12 protein-coding genes and 1 pseudogene are annotated in these 18,430 nt (G+C 64.8%); 8 read left to right on the top strand and 5 right to left on the bottom strand.

What is annotated here, in order from left to right:
* Positions 1–29: 29 nt before the first annotated feature.
* From ACFYXS_RS37430 to ACFYXS_RS37420, 3 genes are all read left to right on the top strand, one after another.
* The gene (locus ACFYXS_RS37430) at positions 30–7,100 is read left to right on the top strand and encodes a polymorphic toxin-type HINT domain-containing protein (protein WP_389256325.1); all 7,071 of its coding nucleotides are present in this window, start codon (positions 30–32) and stop codon (positions 7,098–7,100) included.
* The gene (locus tag ACFYXS_RS37425) at positions 7,031–7,669 is read left to right on the top strand and encodes a suppressor of fused domain protein (protein ID WP_389256324.1); all 639 of its coding nucleotides are present in this window, start codon (positions 7,031–7,033) and stop codon (positions 7,667–7,669) included. The genes ACFYXS_RS37430 and ACFYXS_RS37425 overlap by 70 nt, the downstream gene beginning before the upstream one ends.
* Positions 7,670–8,510: 841 nt before the next feature.
* Positions 8,511–8,798: a helix-turn-helix transcriptional regulator gene (locus ACFYXS_RS37420; RefSeq protein ID WP_389256253.1), complete on the top strand. Its 288-nt coding sequence runs from the start codon at positions 8,511–8,513 to the stop codon at positions 8,796–8,798.
* A gap of 396 nt (positions 8,799–9,194) precedes the next feature.
* Here ACFYXS_RS37420 and ACFYXS_RS37415 read toward each other — a convergent pair whose 3' ends face one another.
* Both ACFYXS_RS37415 and ACFYXS_RS37410 read right to left on the bottom strand, forming a co-directional pair.
* Positions 9,195–9,359 carry a hypothetical protein gene (locus ACFYXS_RS37415; RefSeq protein ID WP_389256252.1) on the bottom strand — a complete coding sequence of 55 codons (165 nt, stop codon included), beginning with the start codon at positions 9,357–9,359 and terminating at the stop codon, positions 9,195–9,197.
* Positions 9,360–10,322: 963 nt separating this feature from the next.
* Entirely contained in the window at positions 10,323–10,730 is a 408-nt protein-coding gene (locus tag ACFYXS_RS37410; RefSeq protein WP_389256251.1) for a hypothetical protein, read from the bottom strand.
* 476 nt (positions 10,731–11,206) lie between these two features.
* On the opposite strand from ACFYXS_RS37410, the gene ACFYXS_RS37405 reads away from it, so the two are divergent.
* Positions 11,207–11,506 (top strand): hypothetical protein, encoded by a 300-nt coding sequence (locus ACFYXS_RS37405; protein ID WP_389256250.1) that lies wholly within the window; start codon positions 11,207–11,209, stop codon positions 11,504–11,506.
* Positions 11,507–11,545: 39 nt separating this feature from the next.
* Here the strand turns inward: ACFYXS_RS37405 and ACFYXS_RS37400 are convergent, their stop codons facing one another.
* The gene (locus tag ACFYXS_RS37400; protein ID WP_389256249.1) at positions 11,546–12,223 is read right to left on the bottom strand and encodes a hypothetical protein; all 678 of its coding nucleotides are present in this window, start codon (positions 12,221–12,223) and stop codon (positions 11,546–11,548) included.
* A 478-nt stretch (positions 12,224–12,701) separates the two neighbouring features.
* On the opposite strand from ACFYXS_RS37400, the gene ACFYXS_RS37395 reads away from it, so the two are divergent.
* The 3 genes from ACFYXS_RS37395 (at position 12,702) to ACFYXS_RS37385 (ending at position 14,200) form a co-directional block, all read left to right on the top strand.
* On the top strand, positions 12,702–13,109 hold the full coding sequence (locus ACFYXS_RS37395) for a hypothetical protein (protein ID WP_389256248.1): 408 nt from the start codon (positions 12,702–12,704) through the stop codon (positions 13,107–13,109).
* A gap of 499 nt (positions 13,110–13,608) precedes the next feature.
* Complete coding sequence (locus ACFYXS_RS37390) at positions 13,609–13,731, top strand: hypothetical protein (RefSeq protein WP_389256247.1); 123 nt, start codon at positions 13,609–13,611, stop codon at positions 13,729–13,731.
* A 235-nt stretch (positions 13,732–13,966) separates the two neighbouring features.
* Positions 13,967–14,200: a hypothetical protein gene (locus ACFYXS_RS37385; protein WP_389256246.1), complete on the top strand. Its 234-nt coding sequence runs from the start codon at positions 13,967–13,969 to the stop codon at positions 14,198–14,200.
* 247 nt (positions 14,201–14,447) lie between these two features.
* Here ACFYXS_RS37385 and ACFYXS_RS37380 read toward each other — a convergent pair whose 3' ends face one another.
* Positions 14,448–16,901, bottom strand: coding sequence for a tetratricopeptide repeat protein (locus ACFYXS_RS37380; protein ID WP_389256245.1), 2,454 nt, complete (start codon positions 16,899–16,901; stop codon positions 14,448–14,450).
* 170 nt (positions 16,902–17,071) lie between these two features.
* Positions 17,072–17,443, bottom strand: a complete 372-nt coding sequence (locus tag ACFYXS_RS37375) for a hypothetical protein (RefSeq protein ID WP_389256244.1) — start codon at positions 17,441–17,443, stop codon at positions 17,072–17,074.
* Positions 17,444–17,834: 391 nt separating this feature from the next.
* On the opposite strand from ACFYXS_RS37375, the pseudogene ACFYXS_RS37370 reads away from it, so the two are divergent.
* Positions 17,835–18,335, top strand: a pseudogene (locus tag ACFYXS_RS37370) (transposase); the annotation flags it as partial.
* Between the last annotated feature and the right edge of the window lie 95 nt (positions 18,336–18,430).

The raw sequence follows: 18,430 nt of genomic DNA, 5'->3' as shown, positions 1-18,430 counted from the left end.
GGATAGCCGCCATTGTCTCAGGCGTGGTGATGGCAGGCCTCTTGCAGGGCTTTCCATCACCGGCGTCCGCGGCCGACACCTGGCAGGGGTTTCCCGACCTGCCAGCCTCGGAAAGGCCGGTCTCCGGCACCGTTGGCAAGGTCAAGCCGCGGCCCGCATCGCACACGGCGAAGGTACACGCTCCACGGGTGGCATGGCCCACGCCGGGCACGGCGACCGTGGACGTGCCGGCCGGGACCGAGCCTTCCGGTCGGGCCAGCGCCGCGCCGTCCCTCAGCACTACAGAAGCGAAGGCCGCCGGCCTGCCTGTCTCCGTGAGCCCGGCCCGCGCCGGAAAGCAGGCACTGCGGGCGGAAACGGCGAAGATTCCCGCGGCGCAGACTGTCGGCAAGGCCAAGATCTCGATGCTGGGCCAGGACACGGCCCGCGCCGCCGGTATCCGAGGCGTGGTCCTGACCGCCGGCCGCGCCGACGGTGCCACTACGCAGGGACAAGTCGGCCTCTCGCTGGACTACAGCGGCTTCGCCGACGCCTACGGCGGCGGGTACGGCGCTCGCCTGCAGTTGGTGCGGCTTCCGCAGTGTGCCCTGACCACCCCGGACAAGGCGGCGTGCCGCACCGGCGTTCCCGTGCCGTCACGCAACGACACCGAACGCCAGGTCCTGACGGCGGACTCGGTCACCGTGCCCGGGACGGCAGCCAAGACGAACGCGTCCGCTGTGACGGTCCTGGCCGCCACTGCTGGTACGGCATCGGACAAGGGTGACTACAAGGCCACCTCGCTGTCGGCGTCGTCGACGTGGAGCACGAACCTCAATACCGGTGACTTCTCCTGGTCGTACGACATGCCGGTGCCCAGCGTGCCTGGCGGACTCGCACCTGACCTGGGCCTTTCGTATTCCTCCGGCTCGATCGACGGCCGGTCGAGCAATAGCAACAACCAGGCTTCCTGGATCGGCGACGGCTTTGACATGTGGCCGGGCTACATCGAGCGGCGCTACAAACCCTGCGGCGACGATGGCATCAAGACCGACGGCGTGGAGCCCGGCGACCAGTGCTGGGCCTATGACAACGCCACCATCAGCTTCAACGGCAAGGGCGGGGAGCTCATCCCCACCTCTACCGCCGGACTGTGGAAGCTGAAGAATGACGACGGCACCCGCATTGAGCGCATCGACGGCGATTCCACCCGGGCCAACGGTGACGACAACAATGAGTACTGGAAGGTCACTCTGCCCTCGGGTATCCAGTACTTCTTCGGGTACAACCGGCTGCCTAACTGGACGACCAGCAAGCCGGAGACCAAGTCGGTTTGGACGGCCCCGGTCTTCGGTGACGACACCGGCGACCCGTGCCATGCCTCCACGTTCGCCGCGTCTTGGTGCCAGCAGGCCTGGCGGTGGAACCTAGACTACGTCCTGGACCCGCACGGCAACGACATCACCTACTGGTACACCCAGGAGACCAACTCCTACGGCCGTAACCTGAAGGCCACCGACGACACCCCGTACGTCCGCGGCGGCTACCTCAACCGCATCGACTACGGCCAGCGGCAGCAGGACATCTACTCCACCACGAAGCTCCCGGCCGCCCAGGTCGTGTTCGGCAACAGCGAGCGCTGCCTGGAAGCCGGGAGCATCTGCAGTGACATCAAGACGAACAAGTTTTACTGGTACGACACTCCGTGGGACCTGAACTGTGATGCGGGCACCGACTGCACCGACGGTCGCCTGTCCCCGGTGTTCTTCACCCGGAAGCGTCTGACCTCGGTCACCGCCCAGACCTTGCAGTCCGACAACACTTACCTCCCCGTGGACTCCTGGTCCTTCAGTCACCACTGGGGTATGGCCGACATCGATTACCAGCTGCTGCTCGACTCCATCCAGCACACCGGTAAGGCGGGCGGCACCCTCGACCTGCCCAAGGTGACCTTCGACTACGATCAGCTGCCCAACCGCGCCGACAAGCCCGAGGACGGCCGCGCACCGTTCATCAAGGAACGCCTGGGCACCGTCGATGACGAGTACGGCGGGCAGATCGACGTCAACTACAAGCCCGGCACTTGCAGCGTGGACAGCCCCCCGGTGCCCGAGACCAACACCACCCGCTGCATGCCGCAGTACTACCAGCCCAGCAACGACGTCGCCAAAACGTTGGAATGGTTCAACAAGTACGTCGTCGACACGGTCATCCAGACCGACCGCACCGGTGGCGCCCCCGACATGGTCACGGCCTACACCTACCTCGGTGACGCCGCCTGGCACTACGACGATGACGACGGCATCACCAAGGAGAAGCTGAAGACCTGGTCGCAGTGGCGCGGATACGCCCACGTCCGGGTGCAGACCGGCTCCGACGCCATCAAGCACACCCAGTCCGACCACTACTTCCTGCGCGGCATGGACGGCGACCGCAAGGACACCTCCGGCGGCAGCAAGGCCGTCACCGTCGACGACGGCGAAGGCGGCTCGATCACCGACCACGAGTCCGCGGCCGGCTTCGAGTACCGCACCGAGACCTACAGCAAGCCCGGCGGTGTCGTTCTCAGCAAGACCGTCCGCGCCCCGTGGCACCACGAGACCGCCAAACGTGTACGCACCTGGGGCACGGCGACCGCCAACCTGATCGGTGCCGACCTCAGCCGCGACTACACGTCCCTGGACGACGGTCAGGGCCAGAAGTGGCGCGTCACCACCACCGATCCGACCTACGAAAACCTCGCCGGCCGCATCACTCAGGCCCAGGTGACCCACGACGACGGCACCGCCACCTGCACCCGCACCACCTACCCCCCCAACACCACCGGCATCATCAACATGCCCTCCGAGGTCGAAGCCGTCTCGGTCGGCTGCGGCACCACCCCGGTCCGCACCACCAAGGCCGACGGCACGGGCTCCCAGGTGCTCTCGGACATCCGCACGCTCTACGACGGCCAAGCTTGGAACACCGCACCGACCAAGAACCAATCCGTCATCACCGAGACCCTGACCGGTCACGACGGCCGCTACGCCACCTACCAGGACAGCAAGGCCACCTTCGACTCCTACGGCCGCCCACTGACGGTGTCCGACATCGAGTCCACCACGAAGTACGACACCACAGGCCAAACCAGCCCGGTCACCACCCAGGCCACCGACACGCGGACCACCACCACCAGCTACACCCCCATCAACACCAACAATCCGCGTCCCGCCAGCATGACGGTGACCTCCCCGCCGGCGACGGCCGGTGTCAGTGCCTCGGCGGAGACCACTACCAGCTACTTCGATGCACTGCGCGGACTGACCACGGGGCAGAACGACACCAACAGCAAGCGCACCGACATGGTGTACGACCCGCTCGGCCGCCTCAGCAAGGTGTGGCTGCCCAATCGGTCGAAGACCAACAAGGACACCCCGAACAGCGAGTACGTCTACCACGTCACCGCCAACACCATCGTGTCGGTCGAGTCCAAAGCTCTGCGCAAGGACGGCACCCAGGAAAGCTCGTGGACCCTCTACGACGGCTTCCTGCGCCCCCGCCAAACCCAGGCCCCCGGCCCCGATAGCGGCTACCTGCTGACTGACACCTTCTACGACGACCGCGGCCAGAGCGTCCTGGGCTTCGCCCCCTACTACGCTGCAGGAACCACCGTCACCGCCGGGAAACTGCTGTCCCTGGACGACACCGAGAACGTCGAAACCCAGACGATCACCGCCTACGACGGACTGGGCCGGCCCACCACCGTCAAGACCGCGGCAGGTAGCAGCGACCAGCCGAAACTGCTGTCCACCACCACCACGATCTACGGCGGCGATCGCACCACCGTCATCCCCCCGTTGGGCGCGACCCCCACCACCGCCATCACCGACGCACAGGGCCGCACCTCCGAGCTGCGCCAGTACCACAACGCCGACGCCACCGGCGCCTACGACCGGACCACGTACAAGTACGACCCCGCCGGTCACATGACCACCCTCACCGGCCCCGACAACGCCCAGTGGACCTGGACCTACGACCTGCAGGGACGTCAGATCCAGGCCGTCGACCCCGACAAGGGCACCAGCGACAGCCACTACGACAACCGTGACCAGCTGATCTGGACCAAGGACTCCGAGAGCCGGCAGCTGTACTACGACTACGACCAGCTGGGCCGCAAGCTAGCCGTGCACACCGGCAGCGCCACCGGCCTGCTGACCGCTTCGTGGAAGTACGACCCCTCCAATTACGAAGGTCAGCTGGCCTCCTCCAGCAGCTACCGCACCGTCGGTGGCACCCAGTACGAGTACAAGACCGCCGTCAACTTCTACGACAACCTGTACCGGCCCACCCGCACCACCACGACCATCCCGAACGTCCCCGGCGAAGAGGCGTTCCCCGACAGCCTCCAGGTCAACACCACCTACAATCCCGACGGCACCCTCGCCTCCACGAGTTACCCCGGCGCCGGCAACCTCCCCAACGAGGTCATCGCCCCCACCTACGACGCCCTGCACCGCGTCACCGCCATCACAGGCTTCCTCACGGACGTCAAGTACAGCCTGACGGGCAAGCCCCTCCAGTACACCCTCAGCACCGGCGGCCCGACGGTCCAGATCCAGAACGAATACGAGTGGGGCACCCAGCGTCTGGCCGCCACCCGCACCGACCGCCAGAACGTCTCCGCAGCCGCCCGCGCCGTCGCCTACACCTACGACCAGGCCGGCAACGTCCAGGCCATGTCCGACCGGGCCGGCGCCGTCCACGACACGCAGTGCTTCACCTACGACTACCTCCAGCGCCTGAGCAAGGCATGGACCCAGTCGACCGACACCTGCGCCGACTCACCCAGTACCAGCCTCATCGGCGGCCCCGCCCCGTACTGGACCGACTACACCTACAACAGCGACGGCAGCCGCCAGAGCGAGACCCAGCACGACCCCGCCGGCAACACCGCCAAGGACGTCACCCGCAGCTACGCCTACGACGCCCCCCACACCGCGCACGGTCTGAGTCAGGTCACCACAGCCGGCACGGCCCCCAGCACCGAAGGCTTCACCTACGACAACACCGGCAACACCCTCACCCACACCTCCACAGCCGGCACCGACAGCAGCTACGCGTGGGACGCCGCAGGTCACCTGTCGATGGTCACACAGGGAACCCTGACCACCGACTACGCCTACGACGCCGACGGCAACCGCCTCGTCCAGCACGTCAAGGACACCGCACAGCCGGCATCCGAAAAGACCGTCCTCTACCTCGGCAACACCGAACTCAGCCTCACCAAGGGCGCAACCGCACCGACCTGCACCCGCTACTACGACCTTGACGGCGCCACCGCCGTCAAGACAGACGACGGCAAGATCTCCTTCCTCGCCAGCGACCACCACGACACCTCCGACGTCTCCATCGACGCAGCCACCGGCGCCACGAGCATCCGCCGAAGCACCCCCTTCGGCGCTCCCCGCGGCACCCAGCCCACCACATGGCCCGGCAGCAAGGGCTTCGTCGGCGGTACCGACGACCCCAGCGGTCTCACCCACCTCGGGGCCCGCGAATACGACCCCGACAACGGCCGCTTCATCAGCGTCGACCCGGTCCTCGACGTCACCAACCCCCAGTCCCTCAACGGGTACGCCTACAGCAACAACAGTCCCGCCACGTCGGCCGATCCCACGGGACTCGACTACGGCTGCGGACCAAGTGCCGGAGCCTGCCTGCCCCCAGACCCCGACGCGAACGCCAGCCACTGTCCCCCCTTCTGCAGCGCCGATGGCAAGCCCCACGGCCCCAGCACCGGTGGTCCGCACAACGGCGGCAACGTCAACCCCAATGGCACCCCTGGCGGCGGCGGTATCGACGCCGGTGGCGGTGGTGGCGGCGGTGGCGGTGGCCACCGTGAGGAACCACAAAAGTGCTCCTGGTACGACGTCGGCTGCGGCGCGAAACAGATTTGGCATGAGCACCCCGTCCTGACCGCTGTCGTAGCCACGGCTGTTGTCGTCGGAACGGTCGCCTGCATCGCCACCGTCGCCTGTGGGGCGATCGCGTTGAGTGCCGCTGTCGCGGTAGCTGAGGCATCCACTATGGGAGCCACAGCAGCTGTCGTTGCCGGGGCCACCACGGTTATAGCTGAAGGAGGCCTGGCCCTCGGCGCATCCGTAACCCTTGCAAGCGGCACAGCAGCCGTCGTCGTCGGCGCAAGCAAGGAAGCCAGTCCTGCCACCACACGCACCGCGGCTACAGCCGAATCCGTGGGCGCGAAGGCTGTAAAGGCTATTGGGAGCTCCCCAGGGTGCAAAAGCTTCACGCCCGATACCCCTGTCCTCATGGCCGACGGCACTTCCAAGACCATCGGGAAAATGGAGCCCGGCGATCACGTCGCGACAGCCGACCCGGGTAGTGGAAAACGAAAGGGCAGCCGACCAGTCGCGGCGGTCTGGAAGAACCACGACTACGACCTCGTCGACCTTGATGTGCGCCAGCCCAGCGGTGCTGTCACCACCATCCACACCACCGCTAAGCACCTCGTCTGGGACGACACCGACCACAAATGGGTACCGACCAGCAAGCTCATCGCTGGCCACGCCCTCAACACCAACACTGGTAACCACGCCATCGTCGCCCGCGTCACGGCCCGCCCCGGCGACCGCGACATGTACAACCTGACCGTCGATGACCTGCACACCTACTATGTAGTCGCAGGCGATACCCCGGTTCTCGTTCACAACTGTGACAGCACCGTAGCGCGGTTTGTAGCAGGATCCGATGGGGTTGTCGATGATCTGAAATATCCGGTCACGGCAACTGAACGTTACGACAGAGTTTCGCAGTATGGTGGTGCGCAGACAAGGACGCCGGCGGGACGTGCTGCGCGGGCGGCTGCTGAAGGCCAGGCGTGCCCCGTGTGTGGTAACACGATGATATCCGGGACTGCTACTCGCCCGGTTCCCGAGCACGACCCTCCGCTGCTTCTCCACTACTATCGCTTTGGGGGATCGGAGATGACAGACGCCGAGCGCAGAGCGTACGCCCGGACTGAGGGTATAAGCGGTGCTGCGTGCTGGCAATGCCAGAAAGAGCAGGGGTTGGAAATGATGAAGGTCTCCATCGCGATTGCAAGGAATCTGGGGCTTTGACCAGCGAAAGCGAGCGCTTGTCCGCCCTTGAGCGACATGTTCGAGGGTTCTGGGGCGGGTATATCGTGGAATCTGCTCCTTGGGAGCAGGGGCCGGTCCGGGAGCGGCTTCCATGGTTCTCTTGTTATCGAGTCATCCCTCAGCGAGCTGGGAAAGCCTGGGTCTATGTAACAGTGGGATCCTCGATCAGTGGGGCCGTGGGCGGTGGCATGGAATTCTTTATCATGTCACCTGTGGCTTCTGAGGTTCATTCGGAAACGTTGGCGATGGTGAGTCACTTTCACTCGTTCGAAGCTCATCGGTTGAGTGTCGGCTCCGTCGTCAACCTTGGCCGCCCGTGGATGCCAGGCTCGCTCATGGATCGCCTTTTGGTGAGTCTGCCGTATCCTTATGGTCCTGAACTCGAATGGGCTCCGGCGGAAGCTGGGGGTGCGCAATTCGTGTGGCTACTCCCAATCCATCAGAGTGAGGCTGAATTCATCAAACGTGGGTCACTCGATGAATTCGAGTCGAGGATGGACGCTGAGGGAGTAAACATCCTCGACCCCACGCGCAAGTCGATTTTCTGAGCTGAGCACGTCAGTTCGAACTGTTGACGATAATGCGGCTGGAGCCCCCTAGGGGAACGCCCGTGGGGGCTCCAGGTCCGTTGATAGTTGCACTTGTCGCTGATAGTCACTGCTGCCCCTATGGTGCGAGCCTGCGGTTAGAACGGTGCGGCATCAGCGGGTCGCTCTCGATGCTTATCCGTACATTGCTCCGTCCTGCCAGTAGAGCCCGTCTTCCACGAGGTCGTCGGTTTTGGCTGGGAAGAGCTCCACCAGGCTGCTGGTCATTTCCTCGGCGGCCTCGGCGACGCCGCTACGGGGTTCGGGAACCGTGGCGGTGTGTTCGGTGACAGAGGCACAGGCCCGGCACGCATCCGTCAAGCGCCAGATGCGGCCGCATGCGCTTCGCGCGAGTAGCAAGTTGATCGGTCCGTCGCAGCCTCGGTGGCGAGGGTGCCAGTGGCAGCCGTGCTCGCCGCAGCGGCAGGTTCGCAAGTGGCCAGGGAGTGGTTCGGAACGGGCGTGCTGGGCCAGGTGGTTGACAACGACTGCCTGTGCGGGTTCGCACCCGGGGTTGACGGGGAAGCGGCCGCACTGGGGGCAATTCAGGATGATCCCGTTGGGGCCGGGTCGGACCTGGAGTGTCCAGGTGCGGTTCGCCGGGTGGGGGAGTGCGCCGTGCCCCATGGAGAACTGTCCTCCTTGCTGTATGGCGAGTGGTTCGGCCGGCGTCCGAGGTGGGGAGTGCCGGTGTCCGGACACCGTAGTGCAGACCCCTGCCCTGCTGCTCAGGGTCCGACGAGGGCAAATAGGGCAGAGGTCTGCACTGACAGGGCAGGGCTCTGCACCATCCGATAGAGCGGTGACGATCACTCCGCCGCCCGACCCGAACCTTGCCGCACTCCGTCAGGAGCTGTCCCGGCTGCGGGCCGAACGTGGCTGGACCTACGACGAACTCGCCGCCCGAACCGGCCTGTCACGCCGCACCTTGATCGAGATCGAACAAGGCCGCACCATCGGCACCCTTGCCACCTGGCACGCCCTCGCCCACGCCCTCGGGGCCCCACTGGACCAGCTTTTCGGCACCCTTTGCACCGGCCACCAGCCCCCGGCGCCCCAGCCCTTTGACGGGGGAAGCAGCGTCGCCTGAGCCGTCCAGGAGGGCGGCGAACGTCACCCGAAACAGTAACTACTCAAGAACGCTCACCCGAAATGTGAACACGCGTTCTCAAAAAGCTCCGCGCCGGCAGGACGCTGACGAGGTCCACCGCCGCCACCGTGGTGCCCGACTGATCCTCAGGTGCAGCCGCAGGAGCTCCTGACTCGACGGGTGGCCAACTTCAGCTCCACGAGCTCCGTGCGTCCCCTGGACGCCGATGGTCGTGCGCCGCGTGAGCTTCAGCGCCCGTCTTCCTTCAGCGGCCCTGTGGTGGTGGCCGGCCACAGTCCGGTGGAACGGCATCGCCGCCCTATTGGGGGTCCCCCTGTCGCCCCCGCCCTGGCGCAGACCCGGGGCCGCCGGTCTGCTGGCGGCCCCGGAGGGTTCTCACTTCTTGCTCGGGATCGCCAGTCGGCCGGCGAGCGTGAAGCCCGCAGTTGCGATGCCTGCTGCGATTCCTGAGGCTTGAGCGCTGGCAGGGAGGATCACCAAAACGGTGACCGCCGCACCCAGCACCAATATGAGCACGGCAATGGCCGCTACCGCATTCACCGCGGGAAGCTTAGGGACCTGCTCTGACCTACGCCTCGTCTCCGAGGACGGCGAAACGCTCATCCGACTCTCCTGTTGGCCCAGGCACACGATGACAACAGCAGGAGCCCTGGAACAAGCTCAGCGCCGGTTGCAGCCAACGCTGCCGGAGCTCCCTCAAGACGGGAGTACCCATATCTCGTTCAGTTGCCTCGGTTTCGCACAACATCGTTTCGCGAGCGCGCCTTTCGACGTTTGTCGATGGCGTCACCTGGAAACTCACGGGGCCAATGAGTCAAGACGCACGTTGAGTTGGTGTAGTGCAAGATGATGCGAAGGGGGGGAGGAGATGCACGGTGCGCTCAGAAGACACCGGGTGTTTGAACGTTGTCTCCTTTTCTGAACAGCACTGACCCAGCTCAGCAGCGAAGTTGACTGCAGAGAGTTTACAGATCTGCAGGTAGCGGGAACAACCTGGACATGAGTATCTCCCCGCCTCCAGGGGGGACTCTGCCTGTGGCCCAGGCATCCTCCGATGGAGCTTCGTTGCAGCGAAGCGCCCGGACTGAAGCGGTCTCCCTAGCAATAGCCGGGAGGCCGCTTTGTTATGCCTGCGAAACGCCGTCTCATGCGAAGAGTCGCGGACGCGCACGCGGCGGTCACCGCGCGGCTCTGCTTGAGCACGTCGGAAAGCCCATGCCCAGACGTGCAAGCTCCGTCAGCTCCACCGGACAGCGAAAATGCCTGCGCCAAGATTGTCGAGGGCGGCCAAGAACCGGGCGGGGGGCGTAGGCCGCACGGACTCCATGGCGAGCGGCACCAGGGCCGGCCGTGATCTGCACCTCCGCGTTCCTCCCCGGATCTGTCCCGGCACCCCGTCAGTGCCCGTTCTGAGCGGACAGCGCCGTCTGCCAGCCCGCCCGGTGCAGGGAGCCAGCCATGAGAGCTCCGAGGCAAGGCCGGCGGTTCTGGCTGCCGTCGCTCTCAGTTTTCCGGGTGCGGAACGGGCGGCCCGGGCCAGCTTGCCTTTGCCGCGTTCCACTGCATCAGCAACCGCGGTTCCAGCTCACGGCGCTTGACGATCTGAACGACGTTGAGGTCGACCGATACCGCGTTGAGGTCGTTCGAGTCCATGCGCCGCAGGTAGCCACGCGCGGCGAGCCGGTCAACAGCCTCATGCACCTCCTGGGCGGACAGGTAGTGGATCGGTATGAGCATCAGCCCGAGGACGAAATTGCTGAGCGAGGGCCCGTCAGTCCGGAGCATGCCGGCCTGGGCCAGTGTGAGCCACAACAGGGTGGCGATCTCATCCGGAGAGTCACACAGGTCCCGCACCACTTCCGGATGCCAGGACACGACCGGGGTGTCCGCAGCGTCAACGTCCCACTCCATGAAGGTTCGGTCTTCTTCTGGCGGCAGGATGCGGTGCGGTGGAAGAGGCTGCAGAGACAGGCGGGCGGCATGGATCCGGTCGCTGTGCAGCTGAGAGCGACCAGCCCGGTCAGGCGCACACTTCTGCCCAGGTGCGGCGTGACACCGCGGGCAGGTTCGCTCTCGCGCTCGTTCACGCACGGCGGGCGGCACAGCTCGGCCCATCTTGTCCCTTTCAGCGGTTCACGCGGCCCTCCGGGTCAACGAGGGAACCGTTGCGGAGGACACACTCAGGACGAAGGGAAAGTGGACGATCGGGCTGGCCCAGTCAAGGGCGAACTCGACCTTGAAGAACTCGATTTCACCGTGCCGGACCGTGACCCGGCGAGTCAAAGGTCCATCCCCCCGTAGTTGCGGTGAGACCGGTCTGCGGTGACGCCCGCACGGAACCGTCGTTGAACATTCCGCCCCCAGCCATCGGTCGAACGGAGACCTGGATGCCCAGGAAGCCCCGTCTCACCCTCGATGAGCACACCGAGATGGGCCGCATTCTTGCCGGCATCCGCGATGAACTCGCCCACCGGGCCGTCCAACTCGACAAGGCCTACCCGAGCAGCGCACCCGACGGCGTACCCCACAAGAAAGTGGGCGCCGCACTGCGGGCCCTGGACGAGGCGCGCAGCGCCCTGGAGATCCTGCTGTCTCGCGAGCACCCGGACGCCGCCGAGACCACCGTCTACTACCCCTCCCCCGAGGACCGTAGCGTGGTCATCGCACCCGACAGACCCGCACCGTGAACGCCGACTGAATTGTAGGGTGTGCCCACGGCGCCTTTATTACCAAGAAGTAGATGGCGTTCCGTCGAGTTCCAGGCCGTAGGGGAATATGTCTCGCCATTCCGTCTGCATCCATGATTCAAAAGCGGGTATCGGCAAGAGGTCCACCTCACCCGTGACTGCTGCTTGTTGGTACAGGGACAGAGCGCCGGTCAAGTCGTTCTCTTGTTGCCGCAGGTTCGCCAGGTACATCAAGTGCTGGGTGTGCCCGCGATCGGCCAGGTTTCGATGCCAGCGTTCGGCCCCGGCCATGTCGCCAGCACTCTCAAGGCGCCAGGCCAACGTCTGGTTCGCTTCGACGTGCCCGGCCTCGGCCGCCTGTTGAAAAAGATCCGTCGCGCCTCTGTTGTCTTCAGACTGCTCTTTCAGCAGAGCCAACTGGTAGAGCGCCTCTGGGTGGCCACTGGCCGCCCCGGCTTCGTAGGCGCGTTTTCTGGCTTCCTCGTCGTTGGCGAATGACCATAGGTGCGACAGGACGCCGTGGGCGCCCTCGTAACCGCGGTTGCGGAACTCGCGCTCGAGGCGTTCGGCTCCTGCCTGGGTCCATGACTCTTTGGTCAGCGCGGTCAGATAGTGCGCCACGCTGGCACAGCCTGCGCCGGCTGCCTCCGCTTCCAGGTCGGCTGCAAACTTTTCTGTGTGTGCGATGTGTTCGGTCTCCGAGACCGCGGACACCATCAAACGCAGCCTCGCGGCGATATCGCCAGCTTCTGCGGCTTGCTGGTCGATCTACAACCTCACCGTCGCTGAGCTTCACACGTACTATGTCGTCGCAGGCGATGCCACGGTTCTCGTCCACAATGGTTGCCCGAATAGCTCTGCTACGTTCGTTGCAGATGCGAACGGGACTGTTGTCCCGACGAGTGCAGCCCGACTGGGAGCAGGTCTAATGGCGGCAGTTGACGCTGGCGAGGCGGGTTTTAGCACCTTTCCCACGAAGTCAGCGGGGGTTGGGTTCCAGCTGCCGGGGGGTAGTAGAATTCGGATCATGTCAGCCCAATGTGAACGCTGACCTTCGGGCCTCGTTCACCAATGGATCGGACGCGCCGATTAGCCCCTTCACGGGAAAACCGGTGCAGCCGCCGAAGGGCGTAGACCTTGGTATGACTCCCAAGGAATATGTTCGACGCCGAACTCACATCACTCTGGGGCCTTGATGTCGCTAATCGTTGACGAGATCCAAACGTTTCTTCCACTCGAGATCTCTACTGCTGAGGCAGATGAGGGTGGTATCTGTCTCAGCGGAGATCGATGGCGTCTGCGCGTCAATACGAGTTGGCGCGTTTCCCTGAACGGCGTCGTGATGATCTCGCCATCACTCTCTGATGATGGCGGGAAATCTCATGGTATCGAAGAGTTGGCTGGAGACGGGCTCGTCGAAGTGGGATTTCAGTCTCGCTCCGTGGGTCTCGATCTAAGTTTTCAGACCCGGGCGGGACGCGTTTTTGAAATCTTCAGCGACTTTCCATACGGTGAGTGGATGTTTTCGCTATGGTCGGCCGAGGATGAGCATCAGATCCCAATATTCGACCTTGAAGGCCCGGTTGTTCCCGACATGGACTGATTCTTAAATACCCACTTTATTTACCAGGGACCCAGGCGGTGGTAGGTAAGGTGCGACCTGGGGAAGCCCGTCGCTGGCCACTGTGGCCGCGGCAGCGACGGGCCTCCGCCCAGGCCTCGGTGACCCGGCTCTCGGCCGCCCGAGCATTGACCGGCACCGGCCGCCCAAAACCGAGCGGGTGGCCGCGGACAGGAGGCGGTTTGTTGGGGCTGCCGTGCGCATGTGGCATGCGCACGGCAGCCGCCCTCGGACACATACACAGCTCAGCTCGCCCCCCAACCCCAGGCACATCACGCTGCACAACAGCAGGGATGATCAGCAAGCGATGTTATGCCCTGTTGTTCCTGTTCGGGTGCCCTGTTCAGAACTTGTCGTCACGGGTATCAGTGAGCAGCGAACTTCGGCTTTTGGCAATCACCGCAGCACACAGCCCGGCAGCAAGGGCTTCGTCAGCGGCTCCAACGACTCCAGCGGTCTCACCCACCTCGGCGCCCAGCGAATGAGACCCACCAACGGCCGCTTCATCGGCGTCGACCCCAGCGGCGTCAACTGGATCAACGATCACCCCACCGGCAACCCCCAGCGCTCATCCGGCCTGGCACCTGTCGTGCTGCCCGGCTGAGACGTTGTCACCGGAAATCTGCGGACGCGGGTCCTGGACTGTCCGCTACGGAAAGGGGCGGGTAGCGGCTTCGCCAGGTCAGCCAAGTCACATGACAACGGTGAGGGCAGTCTGCGGAACCGCTCGCCCGTATCCCGTCGTTGAGCATTCCGCCCAGTCAACGGCCGAACGGAGACCCGCATGCCCAGGAAGCCCCGTCTCACCCTGGATGAACACCTCGAGATGGGACGAATTCTTGCCGGCATCCGCGACGAACTCGCTCACCGTCGACAAGGCATACCCGAGCAGCGGACCCGAGGGCATCCCCCACAAGAAGGTGGGTGCTGCCCTGCGGACACTGGACGAGGCTCGCAGCGCCCTGGAGATCCTGCTGTCCCGAGAGCACCCGGACGCCGCCGAGACCACCGTTTACTATCCCTACCCTGAGGACCGCAGTGTCGTCATCGCGCCCGACAGACCCGCATCGTGAACGCCCGCTGGATCGATGCAACCGGCCCATTTCCGGTACCAGATGGGCGCGCTGGCAGCCGACTGGCTTGCGGTCGGGTCTGTCGGCTGTCGGCGTTCGCTGCTTGTTTCGGTACGAGACAGCGGGATGCCTGAGCCTCAGGCTGTCGTCGACCAGGTGCACGGCGGTGTCGGCAGCGTGTGGCTTCGACCAACTGTGTAGCCTGGAGTTGCCTGTCGGGGTCGGCATACACCCGTAGCTCATCCTGTCAATGTTCTGTTTGGAGTTGTGCCAGGTACTGGGCGGCGGCGGGTGCTTCGGCAGCGCCGATGCGCTGGTAGAGGTCCACTGCACGGCCGAGGGCGGCAAGGCCAGCGTGGTGGTCGCCGGCGCTGACGTGGCAGCGGGCAGCGCCTTCGAGGGCGTGCGCTTCGTCCAATGGGCTTTGTACCTGGCGTGCCAGTTGCAAAGCCCGCTGGTAGGCGGGAAGTGCCTCCCGTGGGTGCCTGGTCTCCGTCAGCAGAGCGCCGATGGTGTTGAGTGTCTCGGCCTCTCCTTGAGGATCGCCCACCTCCTGGAACATCATGACTGCTTGCTGTAGTAGGTCGGCCGCCGGGGCGTACTCGCCGATCAGGTACTGCACACGACCCAGATCCGACAGGGCGTTGGCTTCGATATGGCGGTTGCCAACTGCGCGGGCCAGGGCTAGTGCTTGGTGGGCGAGGTCGGCTGCGCTTGCGTGCTCCCCGGTACGGCACTGCAGCCGAACCAGATCCGAGAGGGCGTTGGCTTCGCCCAGGCGGTGGCCGAGGGTGCGGTACAGGTCCACAGCCCGCTGCAAATGATCGGCTGCAGCGGCATATCTGCCGATGGTATACTCTGTTCTTCCTAGATGTGACATTGCATTTGCCTCACCTAGTCGATTACCCAGGGTGTGGTAGAGATCCAGTGCCTGCCGGGAGAAGTCGGCCGCAGCTGCATAATCGCTGGTGATATCCCACACTCTCCCTAAATCCGACAATGCGTTGGCCTTGGTGAGATGCTCACCAAAAGAGTGAGAGAGAACGAGCGCTTGTTGGGCAAGGTTGCCTGCAGCCGCGTAATCCCCAACCATGTATCGCGCTCTACCCAGACTCACTAGGGCGTCGGCCTCGCCGTAGTTGTTGCTGAGGGAGCGGTAGAGGTCAAGCGCCTGTTGAGCGAGATTGGCTGCCGTCTCGTATTCCCCACTGATATACCGCACCTGGCCTAGCTGAGACAGCGCCGACGCCTCGCCAAGTCGGTTGCCAAGGCAGCGGTAGAGCTCAAGCGCTTGTTGGGCGAGGTCGGCTGTTGCCGTCTGGTTTCCCACCAGATGGTGTACCCGACTCAGTTCGGACAGGGCGTTCGCTTCGCCGAGGCGCTCGCCAGTGCGGTGTGCCGTGACCGCAGCGCTCTGGTGAAGGGCGATGGCCTCATCCCAGGGTCCTTGGTGGCGCAGGTGTGCGGCCAGGCTGGCAGTAAGGCGGATGGCGCGAACGTGCTGTGCAGTGGCGGTGGCGTGATGAATACACGCGGTGAGGTTGGCGCGTTCAGCGCGCATCCAGGCCAAGGCCGGCTGGTAGGCGGCCACGGCGGGTACGGAGGTTGGGGCCGGTCCTTCTGTTCGTAGCGTGGGGCGGGGGACGGGCGTGAAGTGGTCGTCGGCGGTTTCGGCGGTGTATTGGTAGTAGTCCAGAACTCGGCCCTGAGCGGCGTCTCGGTCCTCAGGTGGGTCATTTCTGACAGTGAGCGTCCGTGCGTATGCGCGGATGAGGTCGTGGAGTCGGTAGCGACCGGTTGAGGGTGAGTCGATGAGGTGGTCATCGTAGAGGGCTTCCAGCTCGTGACGGGCCTGGGGCAGAGAGATCTGGCCCAGGGCGGCGGTGGCGTAGGCGTCGGTGTCCAGTCCGGGGTGGAGGCCCAGATACCTGAAGAGGCGCCGTCGTCTGGGTGGAAGGGCGCGGTAGGACATGTCGAAAGCAGCAGCTACCGCCCTGTCACCGGCGGCGAGTTCACCTAACCGGTCGTGTGTTGCGCTGAACTCTTGTGCGTACTCCGGCAGATTCCAGTGGGGATGGTGGGCGAAGCGTCCGGCAAGCAGCGCGATGGCCAGGGGAAGGAAGCCACACAGTTCCACGATCTGGGCTACGGCTTCCGTATCGGCAGCTTGCGTCGCGGTGCGGCGGGACAGGCGAGTGAACAACAGCGCCGCGTCAGTGCGCGAGAGGGAGCCCAGGGGCAGAGGGGCGGCGCCGTCCAGCGCGGCGATGCGGCGGCGGCTTGTGACCAGTACCATGCATCCCCCGGCCCCAGGAAGCAGCGGTTCAATCTGTTCGTGGCCGATGGCGTCGTCCATGATCAGCATCATTTGCTTCCCCGTGAGTCGGTCCCTCCACATGCCAGCCCGGGCGTCCAGGCCGTCGGGGATGCTGCGCGGGTCGACGCCGATGCTGATCAACATGGCGGCCAACGCATCGGCGGGATCAGCCGCTGTCTGGCCAGGGGTATGAGCATGCAGTCGGACGAACAACTGCCCGTCGGGGAACCGGTCGGTGAGACGGTGGGCAACATGCACCGCCAGTGCACTCTTGCCTGCTCCAGGCATACCGTCGATGGTACGGATGACCAACTCGTTGCTCGGATGCTGCGCCGCCGTCACGAGCTCTTCAACCTCGGCCTGCCGGCCCGTGAAGCCGGGCACGTCCCGCGGCAGAGTCCGCAATGCCGTGACCACTACCGAAGCTGGAGCGGCCTCTTGGACGATGAACTGGTCTCGCCCGGCGGCATAAAGCCGCGCACTATCCGCCGCCCGACCCTCAATCCGCACCTCACGGGCGGGTCCCTGTGAGGGATCGTGGTCTGTCGGGGTAGTCACGTTTCGGTGATGTGCTGGTCGCGGCCGGCCATGTACATTCGTGCGCTGTCTTTCGCCTCAGCTCGCATGATCACTTGTGCGGTCGCGTGGGGCTCCACGCCCGAAGAGGGACCCTGGAACTGTTCCTCCAAGAACTCCCGTAGCGCCTCGATCCCAGCGGGGTCGCTGACCAGGAGATCGTGTAGCCGCAGATGCCAGGCATCTGTCACAGCCTGCTCCACGTCCTGGTTGCCCTGTCGTCGTGCCGTCAGGATCCGGGCTCGGTCCGCTTCCAAATCTACTTCTGCCTGGTCCGCCTGAGCGGGGCGCACGCGTCGCCACCACTCCAGCGCTGCGGCCCTTGTTTGTTGCCAGGCATCGGTGGTCATGGCACTCACTAGCGCCGTCCCTGCCGCAAGAACCACTGGATCCATTCTGCCTCCCTCACTCTACGTATGCACCTATATCAAAAGTACGAGCTGTGAGGGTGAGTGAAGTTCTTTTCGCCACGATTGCAGCGCAGGTGATCCGCGGACTTCGAACGAATCGCGCTTACATTTCGCACAAGACTTCGGATGGGGCGGCCTGAGGGCGATTGAGTGGGTACGAGGAGCCGCAGGTGTATCGGTGGCAGAGTCCAGGGCTGGTGTTGGACGATCCCCGTAGCGGAACTCGGTTCCCACTTGGGGCCGTTGCCATTGCGGATGCCAGGCCACCACCCTCGCCAGGCATGGGACTGTAAAAAGAACGGTGTAACTCCCGATCAAGGAAGAACACCTGATGAGCGACGTGACTGCCTCTGCCGAGGCGGTTGAAGAGGTCCGGCCGGTCGAGCTGTCGGCGGATCTGCTGAACGACCAGTTGATCGGGCAGCTGGTCGAGCGGGCCCGCGCGAGCGGCCTGCAGTTGACCGGTGAGGGCGGCCTGCTGCAGCAGCTGACCAAGCGCGTGCTGGAGTCCGCCCTCGAGGGCGAGATCACCAACCACCTCGGCTACGACAAGCACGATCCGGCGGGCGCCGGCAGCGGGAACTCCCGCAACGGTGTGCGCGCCAAGACTGTACTGACCGACGTCGGCCCGGTCGAGATCGCGGTGCCGCGGGACCGCGACGGCAGCTTCGAGCCGCAGATCGTCAAGAAACGCCAGCGGCGTCTGACCGGGGTCGACGAGATGGTGCTGTCGCTCTCTGCGCGGGGACTGACCCACGGCGACATCTCCGCGCACCTGGCCGAGGTCTACGGCGCGAGTGTGTCCAAGCAGACGATCTCGACGATCACCGACGGTCACGTCCGCTGGAGTGGTGTATCGACGGCCACTCGGTGATCTCTTCTTTGAGGCTATGCGGTGAGTTCGGCGGGCACGACGGTGTCGTCGTT

The organism is Streptomyces sp. NPDC002574 (genome assembly GCF_042889545.1).
Taxonomy (GTDB): Bacteria; Actinomycetota; Actinomycetes; order Streptomycetales; family Streptomycetaceae; genus Actinacidiphila.
Note: the sequence above shows the minus strand (reverse complement) of the source record. Positions and strands in the feature narration are given on the sequence as shown.